Origin of the sequence: Nostoc sp. UHCC 0302, from assembly GCF_038096175.1 — a bacterium.
Taxonomy (GTDB): domain Bacteria; phylum Cyanobacteriota; class Cyanobacteriia; order Cyanobacteriales; family Nostocaceae; genus UHCC-0302.
The window spans coordinates 15122-32721 of sequence record NZ_CP151100.1 but is presented as its reverse complement, the minus strand read 5'-3'; the positions used below and the strand labels follow the sequence as shown (position 1 = coordinate 32721).

General features: G+C 43.1%; 16 protein-coding genes. 12 read left to right on the top strand and 4 right to left on the bottom strand.

What is annotated here, in order from left to right:
* Positions 1–61 precede the first annotated feature (61 nt).
* The 10 genes from WKK05_RS36465 (at position 62) to WKK05_RS36420 (ending at position 6310) form a co-directional block, all read left to right on the top strand.
* Positions 62–1354, top strand: coding sequence for a helix-turn-helix domain-containing protein (locus tag WKK05_RS36465; protein WP_341531496.1), 1293 nt, complete (start codon positions 62–64; stop codon positions 1352–1354).
* A gap of 112 nt (positions 1355–1466) precedes the next feature.
* Positions 1467–2864: a replicative DNA helicase gene (locus WKK05_RS36460; protein ID WP_341531495.1), complete on the top strand. Its 1398-nt coding sequence runs from the start codon at positions 1467–1469 to the stop codon at positions 2862–2864.
* A gap of 120 nt (positions 2865–2984) precedes the next feature.
* Positions 2985–3188, top strand: coding sequence for a hypothetical protein (locus WKK05_RS36455; protein WP_341531494.1), 204 nt, complete (start codon positions 2985–2987; stop codon positions 3186–3188).
* 10 nt (positions 3189–3198) lie between these two features.
* On the top strand, positions 3199–3390 hold the full coding sequence (locus WKK05_RS36450) for a hypothetical protein (RefSeq protein WP_341531493.1): 192 nt from the start codon (positions 3199–3201) through the stop codon (positions 3388–3390).
* Positions 3383–3763, top strand: a complete 381-nt coding sequence (locus tag WKK05_RS36445; RefSeq protein ID WP_341531492.1) for a hypothetical protein — start codon at positions 3383–3385, stop codon at positions 3761–3763. Before WKK05_RS36450 ends, WKK05_RS36445 begins: the two co-directional genes overlap by 8 nt.
* A gap of 10 nt (positions 3764–3773) precedes the next feature.
* A complete protein-coding gene (locus tag WKK05_RS36440) occupies positions 3774–4169 on the top strand; it encodes an ASCH domain-containing protein (protein ID WP_341531491.1) in 396 nt (131 codons plus the stop codon).
* Complete coding sequence (locus WKK05_RS36435) at positions 4166–4930, top strand: DNA cytosine methyltransferase (protein ID WP_341531490.1); 765 nt, start codon at positions 4166–4168, stop codon at positions 4928–4930. The genes WKK05_RS36440 and WKK05_RS36435 overlap by 4 nt, the downstream gene beginning before the upstream one ends.
* Complete coding sequence (locus tag WKK05_RS36430) at positions 4927–5397, top strand: DUF1392 family protein (RefSeq protein WP_341531489.1); 471 nt, start codon at positions 4927–4929, stop codon at positions 5395–5397. The genes WKK05_RS36435 and WKK05_RS36430 overlap by 4 nt, the downstream gene beginning before the upstream one ends.
* A complete protein-coding gene (locus tag WKK05_RS36425; protein WP_341531488.1) occupies positions 5394–5768 on the top strand; it encodes a DUF488 domain-containing protein in 375 nt (124 codons plus the stop codon). Before WKK05_RS36430 ends, WKK05_RS36425 begins: the two co-directional genes overlap by 4 nt.
* Entirely contained in the window at positions 5663–6310 is a 648-nt protein-coding gene (locus WKK05_RS36420; protein WP_341531487.1) for a hypothetical protein, read from the top strand. The genes WKK05_RS36425 and WKK05_RS36420 overlap by 106 nt, the downstream gene beginning before the upstream one ends.
* A gap of 13 nt (positions 6311–6323) precedes the next feature.
* Here WKK05_RS36420 and WKK05_RS36415 read toward each other — a convergent pair whose 3' ends face one another.
* Both WKK05_RS36415 and WKK05_RS36410 read right to left on the bottom strand, forming a co-directional pair.
* Positions 6324–11987 (bottom strand): WD40 repeat domain-containing protein, encoded by a 5664-nt coding sequence (locus WKK05_RS36415; RefSeq protein ID WP_341531486.1) that lies wholly within the window; start codon positions 11985–11987, stop codon positions 6324–6326.
* A 28-nt stretch (positions 11988–12015) separates the two neighbouring features.
* Positions 12016–13365: an ATP-binding protein gene (locus WKK05_RS36410; protein ID WP_341531485.1), complete on the bottom strand. Its 1350-nt coding sequence runs from the start codon at positions 13363–13365 to the stop codon at positions 12016–12018.
* Positions 13366–13564: 199 nt separating this feature from the next.
* Between WKK05_RS36410 and WKK05_RS36405 the strand changes: the two genes are divergently transcribed.
* On the top strand, positions 13565–13753 hold the full coding sequence (locus WKK05_RS36405) for a hypothetical protein (RefSeq protein ID WP_341531484.1): 189 nt from the start codon (positions 13565–13567) through the stop codon (positions 13751–13753).
* On the opposite strand, the gene WKK05_RS36400 is transcribed toward WKK05_RS36405, so the two are convergent.
* Complete coding sequence (locus WKK05_RS36400) at positions 13745–16660, bottom strand: pentapeptide repeat-containing protein (protein WP_341531483.1); 2916 nt, start codon at positions 16658–16660, stop codon at positions 13745–13747. The two genes, WKK05_RS36405 and WKK05_RS36400, sit on opposite strands and share 9 nt — an antisense overlap.
* 342 nt (positions 16661–17002) lie before the next feature.
* Positions 17003–17131 carry a hypothetical protein gene (locus WKK05_RS36395; RefSeq protein WP_341531482.1) on the bottom strand — a complete coding sequence of 43 codons (129 nt, stop codon included), beginning with the start codon at positions 17129–17131 and terminating at the stop codon, positions 17003–17005.
* Between the two features lie 295 nt (positions 17132–17426).
* On the opposite strand from WKK05_RS36395, the gene WKK05_RS36390 reads away from it, so the two are divergent.
* Complete coding sequence (locus tag WKK05_RS36390) at positions 17427–17597, top strand: hypothetical protein (protein ID WP_341531481.1); 171 nt, start codon at positions 17427–17429, stop codon at positions 17595–17597.
* Positions 17598–17600: the final 3 nt, after the last annotated feature.

The window sequence follows — 17600 nt, the reverse complement described above, 5'->3', positions numbered from 1 at the left end:
TTTCTTTTTCTAATGCGGATGTTGAATAACTAAGTTTAGGCATGAAACGGAGGTAAAACGTATGAATACAACAAGTGATCGCAAAGACTTTTTACCCGTTGTTCCATCTTACTTTGATGAGTACGGGCTGGAGCCAATGGAATATCGCTTATATTCTCACATCGTTAGACGTGCTGGTAAAAACAGCTGTTTTGAATCTATCCCTAACATGGCTCGAAGCTGCTTGATGAATGAAAAAACTGTCCGAAAATCATTGCGGGTTTTAGTTGCTGCCAGATTAATAAAAGTTGTACAAGAACGCAAAGGTAGAACATCCATTTACGAACTTACTCAACCAAGTGAGTGGCTTGACTCGCAATCTTTACCAGCGATTAGGCAAGAATTCACGACAAATAGTGTTAATCAAAACTTGTCACACAATGGTAATACCCCTGGCAATAATGGCAGTGGTACCAAATCAGGAGGGGGTAGTAGTACCAAATCTGGTAGGGGTGTGGTTCCTGATTTGGTAGGGGTAGTGGTACCAAATCTGGTAGGAGTAGTGGTACCTGATTTGGTAGACGAAGTATATCCCAATAAGGTAATCCCATCTAAGGAATTTACACTTAATGCAGCACCCCCAACTCAAAACGCATTTCCCACCCAAGAATCGTGTGTGTGTGAAACTGAACAACTAAACCTTGAAAAACCAAGCTTAGAAAAATCAACCCCACAACAACCCACTTTGTTGTCAAAAAATTCTGAGTCTTTGCAACAAACCGATAATCCCTCAAGAGGATCAACTATTGCGGCGGGGTCGTTCGATAAAATCGAACAATCGAATCAAGCCCAGACCTGCCCTTACAATCAAGCCCAGAACGTGAAAGAACTGATTGATGCGTGGCTAACAGATCCGACTGCTATGAGTGATGATTTTGTCCCACTGGTTGTCAGAGAAAAAATCAAGTGGAATCGCTGGGTTTTACCTTGGCACAGTGGGCAGCGAAAGCTGAATAACTTGTACCAAAACTTCAACCCGATAGTTGTGGACTTCCTGGCACAAGAATTAGCCACGAAGTCTAAACGCTCCGCACAACAGGAAATAGACCATGCGATCGCTGTAATCAACACCTGGGAGAAAACCAAGGGTGGGTGGACAAATTTGATGCAGCGCTATCAGAAAGCTCATAGTGCCGAAACTCAACGCCTTGCCCAACAACAAGCTCTTGCTACGGCTCATGCTGCTCCTAATGAGTTGAGGGCAGTACTACCAGAAATCAGACAAGCCCGGAGATTTGCAAAAACAGAATTCAGGAGCAAGGAGTCAGAATTCAGAATGAGAGATTGTGTGACAAGTGGACGAATCATAGCTTAGACCAAGCTATTTCAATCCTCGAAATAAATTTTTCTGCTTGTTTATTCTGACTCCTGAATTCTGACTTCTGAATTCTGATTCGATTTCCCAAAACCGCATAGGAGAAAAAGCGATGTTTTCACCAGATTTTGCCCCAGATAACGTAATTTCAATGCCTGACCGTTTACCACCCCAGGCGATAGAAGCGGAAGAAGCTGTGCTAGGTGGTATCTTATTCGACAATGAAGCGATCGCTCGTGTGATCAAGATTTTACAGCCAGATGATTTTTACGTTTCTTCCCACAAGGATATTTACTCTTCAGCAGTGCGATTGCACAACGCTGGGCAACCCACAGATTTGTTATTCGTAGCCAACTGGTTAGAATCTCATGACCTTTTAGCTCGCGTTGGAGGTAGAAACAAGCTTGCCTCTTTGGTTAATTCCTGCGTGAGTGCTGTCAACATTGATGCTCTTGCAGAACTAGTTCGAGAAAAAGCACGCCTCCGAGCAGTGATCAAAACTGCCAACGAAATGATCCGAGCAGCGATGGATGCCCCAGTTATGGAGTTAAGAGCATCTGATGTTATCGAAATGGGACAGCAGAAGCTGCTAGTACTGCGGCAATCAACTCAAGACCAACGCATTAGACCTCTGGCTGACATTATCCCCCAAGTTTACGCCGAGATAGAATTGGCTAATAGTGGTGAGGATGCGATTGAAGTCAGTATCCCCACAGGGTTCTATGATTTGGATGAGGTGATTGGTGGTTTACCCTTTGGTAGCCTAACCGTTGTTGGTGGTCGTGGGGGAATTGGTAAATCTACCTGGGCATTAGATATCGGATTGAGGGCTGCTGCTAGCGGATTAACAACCGCTTATTTCGCTTTAGAGATGTCCGCCTCACAAATGGTCAAAAAGACCCTCTCAAGGCTTGCAGCACCCCACATTCCTTGTGACTTGCTTTTTAAACGTAACGCACTTCATCAATCTCATTGGAATCCTTTAGCTCAATCTTGTGCCGAAGCGATGGGATTACCTTTCTGGTTAAATGATGATCCAGTTATTACCACTTCCCAAATTAAAGCTCATTTGCAAGATGTTGCTTCCCAGTGTGGAGAAGTCAGTTTGGTAATTATTGATTACGTGCAGTTAATTGAACCAATGCGCCGTGAACGTGGAGAAAATCGTGTACAAGAAATCGACTCTATTTTGAAACAATTAAGAGCGATCGCTAAACAATTCAATTGCGCTGTCTTGGGATTAGCACAGTTAAAAAGAGAAGTTGATTCTCGCTCCGAAAAACGTCCAACAAAAGCAGATTTTCGAGAATCTGGAGGATTTGAACAAGAAGCTGCTGTCATGTTGGGATTGTACCGTGAAGATTACTACGATAAACAATCTACCCAAAAAGGCATTTTTGAAGTTTCAGTTCTCAAGAGTCGCTTTAGCAGCGAGACAACTGTTAATCTCTTATTCGATGAACGATTTGGACAGTTTAAGAACTTAGCGAGAAATCACACATTTAACTAATCAGTTAGAGCCTAACAATCTGAAAAATAATCTCCAAAAAGTTGAGGAAAATACTATTTAGAATAGGAGAATATTGGGTCAATTACCAGAAATTTGAAGGAACAAGGAAAGTTATAATTGATGAAATACAGCATCGAACTTTTGAACGAAACCACCAAGCTAACTTTAATAATTCAAGACCAGCTTGATTGTTCATTCAATGAAGCTTGTGAAGTTACAAAAATTATCTTTCGTCAAGTCAGGAATAAGGAACTTGTGATAGATAACTCTTTGAAATCTTTACTACCTAATTTTCTCCAACAAGTAAGAAACACCACTAAATAAATACAACAATATGCACAACCAATCTAAACCAGGGCATCTCCAAAACTTTTCCGGCTTACAAATTGAATCCGCTATTGCCAAAGCATTTAAGGATCTGACCAATTCTGACCATGAAATTGAGATGATCACATTTCAAGTTGAAAGAAGCTCTGACGAAGTAAAAATCGTTTTCTACGCAAGGCAAGAAACTGAGAATGATTGAAACCTATCAACAACTTCTACAGCAATGGGCAACTCTTGCTCCAGATGAATGCTCTACCACTGACCGGGATTACAGGTTTAAAGTAAAAGTGCTGCCCGAATTTGAAAAATGTTCTTTTGACAACCCCTGGCGCTCGGTTACTTCCGAAAACCTTACTTGGCGGCTTCATGTAGCTGAAGATGTAATTCTTAGACAGTTAAATTTCGTTCTTCTGACAGTTCTACATCGCTGTTCTGTCCGTCAGACTAATATCAACTTCACTTTCATAGAGCTTGGAACTATCGCCACAATCTGTAACGGGCTGAAGTCGCAAATACATCCACATCCGGCACTTGCAGCTTTAGATGCTTATGTTCAACTACTGAATTTCTAGAGGGTGGTACATGAAAGCGATATCCGTTCGTCAGCCTTGGGCATGGGGAATCATTTACTCCACCAAAGACATAGAAAATCGTGGCTGGCCCATCAACTACCGAGGTGATATTCTCATCCATGCTGCAAAAAAGTGTACCAAGAAGGAATACGAAAGCGCCTCCATCTTTTGTCAAAGTATGGGCGTGTTTATACCAGAACTAAAAAGTCTCCGTCGTGGTCAAGTCATCGGCGTAGTCACAATAGTTGACTGTCAGTTTTCACAAGTTGCTGATGGCTGGGGGATGCCTGGGCAGTACCATTGGCAGCTAGAGAACCCGCGAGAGATTACACCGATTCCCTACATTGGGCAGTTGGGGATTTTTGAAGTACCAGACGATTTGGTCAGGAGTGCGATCGCCTTATGAAATCAGTCCTTTCTCTTTTCTCCGGCATCGGCGGACTCTGCCATCACGGAATATTAGCCGCTCGTCTATCCCACAAATTTCGAGTCCAGCAATTTGTTGAAATCTCCCCTTATTCTCAATCCCAATTGCGCCATGAACAACCAGGAATTCCAATCCACGCAGATATTACCAACTACCACTGCCACCGACGACAATTCGACATTTTGTGCGGCGGATTTCCCTGTAGTGGCACCAGTAACGCTGGAGACAAAAAAGGACTCAACGACCCCAGGTCTGGACTGTGGCGCGAAATGTTTCGTATCATCAACCAGTGTAGACCAGCAATCGCTCTCATCGAAAACCCCACAGGGCTACTCGCTAGAGGGATGGCAACAGTCCTCGAAGACCTTTCCCAAATCCGGTACGTATGTGAATGGGAAACTATACCCGCGTCCTGCCTCGGCTTGCCACATCAAAGAGAAAGAGTCTTTATCATTACCTACGCCGATGGCTTATTCTACCGTCAACAGCCAACCCCCTGGGCAGACCAAATTAGAAATCAGATTACGCAAGTACGGTTCTCTCATGAAGACCGAAGCTTTGAACCCGGTATTCGTGAGGTGGCTTTTGGGATTCCCATTGGAGTAGCCAAGGGTATCAAAGGTAATTACGATGCACGTCGCGCTTATGGGTTGAGTTGTTCTCCACGTCAGGCTGCTGTTGCATGGAAACGAATTGATTACTTGTCGGGTTTAGTATCAAAGCAGGAGGCATCTGTATGACTAATCTTGTCCACGACTTAGAACAGTGCTGGTACATCTCCCCACCGTGGGGTCAACGAATCCCGCCGTTACTGATAAGTCTGCTTGAGCGAGTGTACGTGAAGCCTGCCAAAGCATTCGGTTACTGCTGCGGTGTCGAATGGTCGCCACAGGGTTGGAAGTATGAAGTTGTTACTGGTAATGACAATATTACTGTCTATAGTGACCAAATCATCGGTACTGGTAATTTACAACCGATTACTAAAGAAAAACCTGTGTTTCGATTGGGCGAGTTGGTCAAGTTTCGGTTTCATGGCGATGGGCCACCGATTCGGATTGTCCAGGGCATACATTTGATTACCGATGCGTGGTTCTACAGCATCGAATGGATGTCCCCTGGCATATCGGAAAAAGGCGACGAGGTTTTCACATCCAGAGATTCCATCGCGCGGGTGACTGACTACGATTTGCAGAAAGTGCGATTATGACAGTCTTCACCTCATTCTATCGTGGCGAAATCCGAGGCGAGAGCATCTCAATCTCGCTGTACCCTCCCAAAAACTGGAAAGGCAAACACCTTCCCCTGTTCGCACCAACTCCAGAACTCCTGAAGTGGTGGAAGTCATCAGCCCAAAATGCTGAAGCTGAACTTGAGTACGAGCGTCGGTTTCTGTTGGTTCTTCAGGAGCGGCAACAGTTGATTGAACTTTGGGTGAGGAAGCAGCAGCAGGCGAGTGCAGATATTACCTTGTTGTGTTTCGAGAAGACAGAGGATTTCTGCCACAGGCATATCGTTGGGCGGGAAGTGTACTGCGATCGCTGCCGCATCTATGGGGTGGAGAAATTAGTAAAATTGTAAATTATCCAAAGGATACGAATACAGTTCTTACCCTTGAAACTGCCACTGAGTTAAATAAGGGTAGCGGATTAACCGATACCCAGACTCCTCACAAAAAACAAAGTAAAGAATATTACAACTTTGTTTCCAAGTCAAACACATCACCATTCAATAGTGACAATGGTACAGTAGCCCAAACCATCGTCCTGGCAACAGAACAACCTACAGATGAATCCTTGGGTACTCACAATGAGAGTATCCTTACCCCAGTCAAATCTACTACCGAACATCTGACCATTCCCGAACTGCTTGGTGGAGTCAAGAGCTACGACCATCTGCCTTCCGGCTGGGAGAACGTGGAGGTTATTGCAGATGTACCGATTGGAACTCCAGTACAGGTTTACAACCTCGTCTCTCGCCAGTGGCAACCGGGAGTAGTAAAGGACTACTGGGAACCAGGGGGGTTTCTGGAGGTGCGCTGTGGGAGGCGAGGGCAGAAGGTGTTCAGTGGGGAGTGTGTGGCGGTGTTTGTGGGGAAGGCTGTGGCAAACTCTACTGTGTAATTATAAAAATCATCTACTCGTCACGCAGTTTCTTGAGTTCTGCATCTGTAAACGGATTCTTACCAGCGCGTAACTCTTTCACCCAACGCTGCCGTTGTGCTTTACTATCTCCATCAGCCTGAACAATGTATGCCTCAAAGTCTGCAATTGCTCCTTTGAAGTCCCCTGTCAATGCTCTGGCTAACCCACGGCTGTCTTGGATATTGCGATCGTTAGGGGAAAGAGCTACGGCTTTGTTGCAGGCAGGCATGACATCAGCAGCTTGTTTGTATAAACTACCTTGCCAACAAAGTAAGTTCCAAGAGTCCGCAGAAATTTCAACTTGTGGATCTAACTTTTGAGCTTCATTGTAAGCTACTAATGCTTCTTTAACCTTGCCCTCGTCCACAATCTTTTTCGCTTCTTGTATCAACCTTTCAGCTTTACTTCTATTAGCTAACACAGTTGCTTTTACTTTAGGGTCAAATTTTAGGTTAGGACTCCATTTCAAGGCTGTTTGGAACGTAGCGATCGCATTCTCAATATTCCCAGATTTAGCTTCTTGTTCTCCTTCTTTAACCAAAAACGGTGCTGCTGCCATTAAGTTTGATTTATTTTGACAAACAGTTAATGTTTGTAGGTCTTTTGGATTAATTACTAGATAATCGTTCAACCATTGACAACCGCGAGACAACAGTTCATTAAGGCTATCCACACGCCACACTCTGGCTGTACCGTCTGTGGATGCAGTGACAATGTGTTTTCCATCTGCGCTAAAACTGGCGTTTCTGACAGTACTAGTATGCCCTTTAAGTTCGGCTATTTGTTTGCCCGCCAAGTCCCACACTCTGGCTGTATTGTCCCAGGATGCCGTGACAATGCGTTTCCCATCTGCGCTAAAACTGGCGTTGTAGACAGTACTAGTATGCCCTTTAAGTTCGGCTATTTGTTTGCCCGCTAAGTCCCACACTCTGGCTGTATTGTCATTTGATGCCGTGACAATGTGTTTTCCATCTGCGCTAAAACTGGCGTTGAAGACAATACCAGTATGCCCATTAAGAAGGGCTATTTGTTTGCCTGACAAGTCCCATACTCTGGCTGTATTGTCACCTGATGCCGTGACAATGTGTTTTCCATCTGCGCTAAAACTGGCGTTGAAGACAATACCAGTATGCCCATTAAGAAGGGCTATTTGTTTGCCTGACAAGTCCCATACTCTGGCTGTATTGTCACCTGATGTCGTGACAATGTGTTTTCCATCTGCGCTAAAACTGGCGTTGAAGACAATACCAGTATGCCCATTAAGAAGGGCTATTTGTTTGCCTGACAAGTCCCATACTCTGGCTGTATTGTCACCTGATGCCGTGACAATGTGTTTTCCATCTGCGCTAAAACTGGCGTTGTTGACACTACTAGTATGCCCATTAAGAAGGGCTATTGGTTTGCCAGACAACTCCCACACTCTGGCTGTCCTGTCCTCTGATGCCGTGACAATGTGTTTTCCATCTGCGCTAAAACTGGCGTTGTTGACACTACTAGTATGCCCATTAAGAAGGGCTATTGGTTTGCCAGACAACTCCCACACTCTGGCTGTCCTGTCCTCTGATGCCGTGACAATGTGTTTTCCATCTGCGCTAAAACTGGCGTTTAAGACACTACTAGTATGCCCTTTAAGCTCAGCTATTGGTTTGCCAGACAACTCCCAAACTCTGGCTGTATTGTCAAAAGATGCCGTGACAATCTGTTTTCCATCTGCGCTAAAACTGGCGTTTAAGACACTACTGGTATGCCCTTTAAGTTCGGCTATTGGTTTGCCTGACAAGTCCCACACTCTGGCTGTATTGTCAAAAGATGCCGTGACAATCTGTTTTCCATCTGCGCTAAAACTAGCGTTGTAGACAATACTAGTATGCCCTTTGAGTTCGGCTATTTGTCTGCCCGCCAAGTCCCAAACTCTGGCTGTATTGTCAAAAGATGCCGTGACAATCTGTTTTCCATCTGCGCTAAAACTGGCGTTGTTGACTCTATCAGTATGCCCATTAAGAAGGGCTATTTGTTTGCCAGACAACTCCCAAACTCTGGCTGTATTGTCAAAAGATGCCGTGACAATGCGTTTCCCATCTGCGCTAAAACTGGCGTTTCTGACATAACTTGTATGCCCTTTAAGTTCGGCTATTTGTCTGCCCGCCAAGTCCCAAACTCTGGCTGTATTGTCACCTGATGCCGTGACAATGTGTTTTCCATCTGCGCTAAAACTGGCGTTGTTGACATAACTTGTATGCCCTTTAAGTTCGGCTATTTGTTTGCCAGACAACTCCCACACTCTGGCTGTATTGTCGTTTGATGCCGTGACAATGTGTTTTCCATCTGCGCTAAAACTGGCGTTGTTGACATAACTTGTATGCCCTTTAAGCTCAGCTATTTGTTTGCCAGACAACTCCCAAACTCTGGCTGTATTGTCATTTGATGCCGTGACAATGTGTTTTCCATCTGCGCTAAAACTGGCGTTGTTGACATAACTTGTATGCCCTTTAAGCTCAGCTATTTGTTTGCCAGACAACTCCCAAACTCTGGCTGTATTGTCATTTGATGCCGTGACAATGTGTTTTCCATCTGCGCTAAAACTTGCGTTGTTAACCCAACCAGTATGCCCTTTGAGTTGATTGCGCTCATGAATATCATTTAAAATTGTTTGTAAAGCTAAATTAGGACTGGCTGCTGGATACTCTTCTAGAGGGCGTTTGTCTTTGACTAGCCTTTGCAACTCTTGTCCAGCCTGCATTGCTAACATTAGAGGTTCGATTTCTTGTAACTGAAAGTTCTGCCACGCCGTAATCCCCTGCCGTTCTAGTCTTGTGCCTGTCTGCGCTTCTTGGCTGGTGCGATATGCTTGGTTGGTAAAAAAGGCAGTAATTCCAGCAGCCAACACAAGGGAGATACCTAAGACCCCTGAACCAAGACGAATGCGCTGTCCTGCTTTGGTGTTCGCTGCTGCTAAGATTTGCTTTGCTTGCTCAGATTGCTGAAGTTGCTCTTGGGCTAGTAGACGTTGCTCTTGTGCTAAAAGACTTTTCTTTCTTTCTCTTTCCAATTCTGCCATCAACTCATTGAGCTTCGGCTCTTGCTGCTGGCGAATAAAAGCTGCTAAATAGTCATGTACCAACTGATAATGGTCAAATGGGTTTTCTGGTATCAGAACTGCCACACCAGACTTGACAAAAATCTCTAATACCAAATCTAATCTATTACTGTCTGTCGTGGCATTTGCGGCTAATGCTTGCAGCTCTCGTTCTAATTCCACACGAGTTTTTAAAGGGCGAGTCCCTTTTTCATCTGTCAGCAAATACAACAATATCTCTGCTATTTGCTGATTTTCAATACCGCAATCATTCACTACCTCTGCCAAATAGCGTTTTACCAGTTCTTCTTTTGGCCCATGCTGCTGATATTCTCCCAGAGTTGTGATGTTATCTGTTTGCAGTTGCGCTCCCACTATCTGCAATTCAATGGGACGCACCTTGCCTAATTCTTTTGCTAAATCTTGCACCAGTTGCTCAATTAAAGCAGGTTCTAACTCAAAATTAGCAGTCTGAGTCAAACGCTGGATAATTGACTTGGTATCATCAAGCGAAAAATTTCCTAACTCATAAAGAACATTACTACTGAGAATATCCTTACCAATAATCGTCATGCTCTCTAAACGGTTGCATTCTAGTAAATAATGCAAATAATCTACCCGTAGTGACAGAATTACTTTTACTGAGAGAATATTGAGACATTCTCCTAAAAACTCAAAGAACTGCTGCCTTTGGGTTTCTTGTGTGTAAGTAAAGAAAAATTCCTCAAACTGGTCAAAAATCAGTACTGTTTTGAGATTGCGCTTTTCGTTCTCTTGCAGTTGAGAAATTAATAAGGTCGGGTCAGTGGCAGATGCTTGAATTTCTAAGCCAGGAACCTCAAGCTCTTTTGATTCCTCACTCCTAGCTCTACCTTTCTGTTGCAATGCTTCCTGCATTAGCCTTGCTAGTTCTTCCACCCAATTGGTGTAAACTCGCATTGCTACAGGTAAATAGTCTTGAATACCTACACTTTTATTTTTTAAAGCTGGAACTAATCCCGCATTTAATAATGAACTTTTACCAACCCCTGATTGCCCATGAATGACTATGAGTTTGTGATCATGCCGTCCCAGACGTTCTACTAATCGCTCTACATCCAATAAGCGACCTGATGCAGCGATTTCAGGAGCAATGCTTTCTTGAATGTCAGTTTTGTTCAGGGATATTTGAGCAAGCTTTGTTGACTGTAATCGACCTGCACCAATAAAAGCTCGTAACCCAAACTGCTGCTCAACAGACCGCTGCTGCTGTTTGGTTTCATAAGCTTTGAGATATTCTTTTTTCTCGAAGTAGAGACGCTGCAAGTAATTGAGAATATCCAAGTGAAGCTGTAAATCTTTAATAGGGCTGCTAGCATCTCTTGCAGCTTCTAAGTTGACAATTGCCTCTTGAGTTAAACCTAATTTATATTCAGCCTGTGCCAAAATATATTTATAAAAACTCGAATCATGTAATTTTATAGATTCTTGGGAGAGGTCAGGTACAACCTCTGTACCAGAATTTCTTGGTAAGACATCTAATGCTTGAAGTGCTAATTCTTTAGCTTCACTCCAATGCGACTGAGCTAGTGCAACCTGGGCTAAAAAACTGTAATCTAGAGCTAATTCTATAAGCTGAATGTTAGCTTGGTGTACTTGTAAAGCCTGCTGAGCTAATTTTTTGAGTTTCTCCCACTCTTTCAAATCACACAGGATGTAACCAAATTTGGTAATAGAGCTAGCAGTTAATTCTTGACTATTAGCTTCGTTAATAAAGGCAATGTATTCTTGCGTATATTGCCGAGTAGCTTGCCAGTCTGGATGAGCAGTATCTTTAATTTTAGAAGCTTTGAGATAATAACAGTAAGCTATCTCACCGAGAATCTTTCCTTGCCTTTGGGTATTATTCAGTTGTTGCCATATAGCTCTAGCTTTTTGGTAATACTCTAAAGCTTCGTCTATTTTCTTATTAGTCTGTTTTACAAAACCTAGCACAGAGGCTAAATTAGCTTCTGTTTCCTGGTCATTAGATCGCAATTCTCTCTGTGCTGCCTCTAATTCTAACTCTAGTATAGAGTAATCATTTATACTTAAACTTCCCCCAAAATATTCATCAGCCAGTTGTTTAATGAATTGGGTTAAATCATCAGGTGCGATCGCAAAACTTCTGCTAGTTCCCCAGCTTTCCAGATCAGGGGCAATCTCCATGATGGTGTGGTGGATTTCTTCGCTAATCCACACAACTACGGGAATAGACAAGTTTTTACGAAATTCTTCGCGTACCTGATTAGCACTTGTTAACATCTGCGGTAAATCTTGCAATGATTCCCAGCCGACAATCATCAAAGCTTGGGTATCTGGCTGTAATTCTGAACGGATTGCAGTAAATAGCGTTTTTTCCGATTCCTTAAGTTGCAATATCTGAATTTTAATTTTACAGATTTCGCTTAACCTTGCTATCAAACGAGTCCTTAAATCGCTGTAATTACACCGCGCCCAAATCAGCTTAAATTGTCCCACCGAAGCTTGAAGTGTCCAAGCTAACTGCTGTAGCGAACGCTCGTTGTCTATGGGTTCATCTGATTGGCGCTGTATATCCATAGAATTTTGGTAACCGTGAACTGCTCCCTCAATTGTTTAAGTCTGCCGCTTCTGCCAAAATCGGGTTTAAATCAAACCAGGATTCGCCCCCATCTCGGTATTCAAACACAAATCTACTACGGATTAGCTTTTGGTATCCTTGGTCATCACTGACTTTCTTCTTTTGCTTAACATAACGTAGTAACTCCCACTCCGAATCTGAAATCGGCATCGTCATCTCATTGCGACGAGAGCGAATCACTTGCTCCAGGGTATTACGGGAAAGTGGAAGTGTCATTTCCTCCTGAATCCAGGTATTGAGCAACCTCAGCAAATCTCGTACATGACCACCACTCAATCTGCACAGATGTTCTAGCGTTTCTGTATTATCGAAGACTTCACTTATGTAGTTTAACCGCTCGTCTGGTTGCAATTCAGGGAATGCCCTAGCCAGTACCATCTGCTGCATCAGCGCCATCCCCTGCTCATGTATGCTACCGTCTGGCCATTGCACTGGAACCATCGGCAGTACCTTCGGGTCTTCCGGGAATCTTTGGGTCAGCGTTCCGTAATCGTTCGAGAACTTCAGCGCCAGGGGCATTGTGAAAACCAAGTGGCAATTGAGCTTTGTCAAGAACTCCCCCTGATCCACGAAGATATATTCCTGCTGCGGACGACCCCACGGCTTAATCCGGTTGTCTATGCGGTCGAGGTTATCGACTATCACCACCAATCCTCTTTTCCCCTGCTGCTTCAGTTTAGCGATCGCAGGCTCTAGCAGTTCTCGGTTAATCGCTTCGAGGAGTCTGGTTTTCTGTGGCCCCAGGTATTGGTTGAGTTTCTCCCACAGTATCGGGTTACTTTTCGTCTTAGACGTGATTTCTCCAATTCCTAGAGCGAGGGAGAATTTTTCTTTCTCCCCAGAGAAACCAACGTCACCAACTGGTGTTTTTACCTTGAACCCCGTTACTTCGGAGTCTAGCGCCCTCAATGCCCCTTGCAGCAGTTCGTGGAATTTGTTCGGTTCAGAGAGCGTGATTTTCTCCAGGCTTTGGCTTACACGATGCGCGATCGCGAGTAGTACATCTGCAATGTCTACGTCGGTCATTTCTAAGTCTTCACTGGATTCAAAATACACCACATGAAAGTCCAGCGCTTCGAGTTCCACCTGTAACTTTATTAGTTCTGTTGATTTCCCGCAGCCGATATGACCAGTGAATAAAGTGCAGGTCGGTTCATTCGCTTTGAAAAACGTAATTTTCTGCTTCAGCTTGCCAATAATATCGCCACCCCGCACAGAGGAAAAATCAATGTAGTACTTCTTATCTAAACCTTGATTGACCTGTAAAGTCCGGCTGGGGTCTGTTCGCTGGAAAAACTCTAGTAAATCTATGGTCATAAATAAGTAATATACTGATTTTTAATATTTTTTAGAAAAAGAATAATTATTAGACTTAACTAAATAACACTACACTTATGTTTACTCCTATATTTTAAGTGTTTATGCTTTAACGTGAATACTCAAATACTTGCAGTCATGGGTTTTCCCCAGTAGTACTCTCAAGGGTAATATTCCGTAAATTACCAAATTTGAGCAAGTGTGTAGACGCGCAAGCGGCTTGTCAAGAGAAAATCGCCTAGCTTGTGGGTACTACCGGGTATTTCTGCATAACGAGGATTTGGGTGATTGGTCGGAGCTTGGGGTACTGGGGGTGCTGTCTGGGTTACAGCAGGAGTTCTATCGGGGACGGCTACTGCCGGAGTTGGTGGTGGCGATGTCAGGCTGACGGTGGAGTGTCTTTTAGGGGCGAAAGGTGGGCGGTTGAGTTTAATTGGGAAAGTAATTTTTCAGGTACGTTTCGTGCTTTATCTAATTCTCTCACGCCGTTCCAGTTTGTATGCTTATCCCAAGTAATATTGAGAAGGTTAGCGCCATCGAGGTTAGCGCCATTGAGGTAAGCACCAGAGAGGTTAGCGCCATTAAGGTAAGCGCCAGAGAGGATAGCGCCATAAAGGTAAGCGCCAGAGAGGTAAGCGCCAGAGAGGTAAGCGCCAGAGAGGATAGCGCCATCGAGGTTAGCACCATCGAGGTAAGCGCCGGAGAGGTAAGCGCCTCTGAGGTTAGCGCCATAAAGGTAAGCGCCTCTGAGGTTAGCGCCATAAAGGTAAGCGCTTCTGAGGTTAGCGCCATCAAGGTTAGCGCCATCAAGGTTAGCGCCATCGAGGTTAGCGCCATCGAGGTTAGCGCCTCTGAGGTTAGCGCCTCTGAGGTTAGCGCCAGAGAGGAAATAACCGACAGTTTCTGAGAAAGTACCTACGGTAACACTGTTGCTATATCCAATAATCCGAAACAATCGATCCTCATCAAAATTATCGCTGTCTTCTTTACCGCAAGGATAAAAGACAATATTATCCTTTAGTCCATCTTGAGTCTGAGCATAACGGTGTAACTCTAAGAGAAGAATCATTACATTTAGCCCAGTAAATATATCAACTTGTCGCTGGCCTAATTTCCGTATTTCTAAATTTTTTGCTTTCTCTTGAGGTAATGTCGTTTTGTCATCTATATCTATAAATTTTCCTTGACACCAATAAATATAGAAATCTTCTAATCGTTCAAATAATTTTAAGTGTTGAAATTTATCTTCAGAATAAAGTAGAGCCATTAAGTACTCTAAAATCTCTTGTGTCAATCCACCGTAGCCAAATAAATCATAGATTTCTTCTGCTAGCTTCTCATCATCAATAACATATCTCTCACGTCTACTTTTAGAAGATATTTCTGTCCAATGTTTCAAGCTCTCTTTTATTTTCTGAGCGCAGAGAAATTCACCAAAACTCTTGTGAATAAACTCGACAGCACCTTCTGTTGAGGAGGATGCTTTTGCTGGGCGTAGATAAAATGCTGCTAACGCATTTCTTAAAGGATTTTCACCACTAAGCTTATTTTGTGCTGATTCCAGTAAATCTCTAGCTGATTTATCATTCTTAAGCCGTTCTTCAATTGCTTTGATTGAAGTCCATTCTCTTCCAGACTGAGTAACACACAATCCCGCTTCAATTAAAATCAGGCGCAAGTCTTCTGTATCAAATTCTGTAAGCTCTTGATTAAGTTTTTCAGGACGTTGTTTCGTTAAAACCCAATCTAGTGTTTTTTGATAAATTATTATTTTAGCTTGAGCATCATTAGCACCTCCAAACATTTGGATATTTAACTCATCATCTCGGTGCATAGCCCCTAAAAGATATAGTAAAAGTGGTTCCCGTGCTAATTCTTTAACACGCTCAGGGCAATTATCTGCTTTGAGAAACTTTTGAAATTCTGATACTTTATCTTGTCCAACTAATCTACCCCACTTTTCTAACCATTGGATCTGGATTTGGTCATCTATTAACGCTATTTCTAACCTAACTAAGTTAGCTGGTAGCCGATTTTCAATTCCATACAACGCTGATTCTCTACCAGTCACTATGAATTGATGCCTACATACTCTTTGTGCTTGATAGTTTCCTACTTGCCCAAGAAAATCTTCTATTCCTTTTGCTGTTCTTCCTTCAAAACGTAATTCATCAAAACCATCTAATATAAATAAATATCGAGTATTGCGATGACTCAACCAATCATCTCGGTTAGCAAAATTCTCTCTAACAGCCGCACGAAGAGTATTTTCGATATTTGGCTCAAAAGTATCTATGTCTCTCAGCCTAATTAGTATTGGTGTCCAAATTGGGTGAAGTTCTTTCCTTACCCGCTCTGCAAACATTTTACAAGAGACGCTTTTGCCTCGCCCTGGCCCTGCTTGAATAAAAATAACTTGCCTATTTGTTTGGGATTTATTCAGTTGCTCTGTTACCCAATTCTCTAAATCAACAGTATCTTCTTCTTTAGGTTTGCCATTACTATCTAACAATTGAGCTTTCAGTGGCACATAGATTTCCGGTATTTTAAATTCTTCACCTATTACCTTCCATCGTTCAATTAGTAACGGGTCGCTTGGTGATGGTGATATTTGTTCTTTCAGGTATGACTCTATGCTGGCGTATTTATCATCTGCTCTTACTTCTTGTGCTGCTGTTATCATCAAACTTAAGGTTTGGCGCACTTCTTCTGATTCGTAGGAGAAAAGCTGCTTGATATAATTATATGTATCCCAGGCAACCCATCCTGTAACTAAAGATGCAATCTCTGGTTTAATCCCTTTTGTTTCTAAGTAAGTAAATAATTCTTGATTTAAAGCTTGTCCTAATGTTGAATTTGGAAACTGCTTCAATGCTTCTTCGGCTTTACTATTGTCTAATTCCAAATGTCCCAGTTGGTGAAACTGAGGCTTAACTTCCTGCGCTTTTAACTCTGCATTCAGTTTTTCCTGCAACCAAACGTTTCTCTCAACTAAAGCATTAAAACTATTTATATAAGCTAATGGACAAGCAAAAGCTACCCATTCTTCTATCTCAAATTTTTGATTTGTTCTCTCATGTAACAATGCCAAGCCTTGCCGTCCAATTCCTACAAATGCTAACCCCGCTGCGAAGACTGGTGCTGATGGTACACTCGCTAGCAATCCCAGAGCGATTGCAAATTCCAAAGTAGCTTTAGTAACTTCTGCTCCCGACTCCACTGTTTCTCCACGCTTTGCTACTTTCTCAAGCAGTCCAGGAATCCAACGTTGCCAAATCTGCTGAATATTTGCCATTGCTTAAATTCCTCTGCTAGGAGTTTTACTGCTGATCAGGGTTTATGCTTGCTACACCTTGAGTATCCGCTTTTACGGTTTCTAGCGCAATCTCACGGTTACGGCGAGTAAACAACGCACTGCACGAGAATTACAATTGCTGACAATGGGTACAGGCTCTCTTGAGGCCACCAGTACAATGAAAAACTGCCCAGGAGTAGAACCAGAGCAGTTTTAAGCAGTGGAATTTATATAAGGGACTTTTAGGCTGTCGTCCCTGACTTTACATATAGTAGATTCGGTATGTAATGACATACAGCTAAAACTTTGGGCTTTCCGGAAAGACAGAAAATAAGATAGTTATTATTCCAGTTTGATCTCAGGTGCTTTTACTTGACGGGTTGCCCCTCCTTGTCGATTATCAGGAGAGCCTACTTTGGGTGGCTTAAAATAACCTTGATTTTTTAACAATTCTTGTTGAGCCTTTACCACTTTCCTTCTCCCTGGTATTTACTTAGAGTCTAGATATTAAGCTTATTTAAGGCTACAACACAAAGGTAATGAATTCAGCAAAATACCCCAAGCGATCGCTCAAAATAATGCTGCAATTGGCGAGTTGCGTCAGCAGTTAGGAGAAAGTGTATCTGACCTTATAGGCACTATCGATTACGCAATTGACCACATGGAGCAGATGATTTCCAAAGCTTTCAGGCAAGGTGGCAATGGCTCAAACCCTCCAGGTGAATGAGTACTGTATTAAAATAATGGGCAGAGCTAATGCGAAGCTATGCAGTACTATATCTGTGACCAAGAAGCGACAAAAGAATGGTTAGCCCTTGACTCAATCGATTACATCGCTGAGTGCCTGGAGGCGTGTGAAAGCTTCGAGATGCTGGCGGATTTGCGAGAGATATTTCCCAGGCAGACGCTGAAGGTTGCTAGAACACCGATTCAGTAATCA

Excerpts from the sequence above, each read along its gene's own strand:
- WKK05_RS36465 (WP_341531496.1), top strand. The coding sequence starts at position 62 with ATGAATACAACAAGTGATCGCAAAGACTTTTTACCCGTTGTTCCATCT.
- WKK05_RS36460 (WP_341531495.1), top strand. The coding sequence starts at position 1,467 with ATGTTTTCACCAGATTTTGCCCCAGATAACGTAATTTCAATGCCTGAC.
- WKK05_RS36455 (WP_341531494.1), top strand. The coding sequence starts at position 2,985 with ATGAAATACAGCATCGAACTTTTGAACGAAACCACCAAGCTAACTTTA.
- WKK05_RS36450 (WP_341531493.1), top strand. The coding sequence starts at position 3,199 with ATGCACAACCAATCTAAACCAGGGCATCTCCAAAACTTTTCCGGCTTA.
- WKK05_RS36445 (WP_341531492.1), top strand. The coding sequence starts at position 3,383 with ATGATTGAAACCTATCAACAACTTCTACAGCAATGGGCAACTCTTGCT.
- WKK05_RS36440 (WP_341531491.1), top strand. The coding sequence starts at position 3,774 with ATGAAAGCGATATCCGTTCGTCAGCCTTGGGCATGGGGAATCATTTAC.
- WKK05_RS36435 (WP_341531490.1), top strand. The coding sequence starts at position 4,166 with ATGAAATCAGTCCTTTCTCTTTTCTCCGGCATCGGCGGACTCTGCCAT.
- WKK05_RS36430 (WP_341531489.1), top strand. The coding sequence starts at position 4,927 with ATGACTAATCTTGTCCACGACTTAGAACAGTGCTGGTACATCTCCCCA.
- WKK05_RS36425 (WP_341531488.1), top strand. The coding sequence starts at position 5,394 with ATGACAGTCTTCACCTCATTCTATCGTGGCGAAATCCGAGGCGAGAGC.
- WKK05_RS36415 (WP_341531486.1), bottom strand. The coding sequence starts at position 11,987 with ATGGATATACAGCGCCAATCAGATGAACCCATAGACAACGAGCGTTCG.
- WKK05_RS36410 (WP_341531485.1), bottom strand. The coding sequence starts at position 13,365 with ATGACCATAGATTTACTAGAGTTTTTCCAGCGAACAGACCCCAGCCGG.
- WKK05_RS36400 (WP_341531483.1), bottom strand. The coding sequence starts at position 16,660 with ATGGCAAATATTCAGCAGATTTGGCAACGTTGGATTCCTGGACTGCTT.
- WKK05_RS36390 (WP_341531481.1), top strand. The coding sequence starts at position 17,427 with ATGCAGTACTATATCTGTGACCAAGAAGCGACAAAAGAATGGTTAGCC.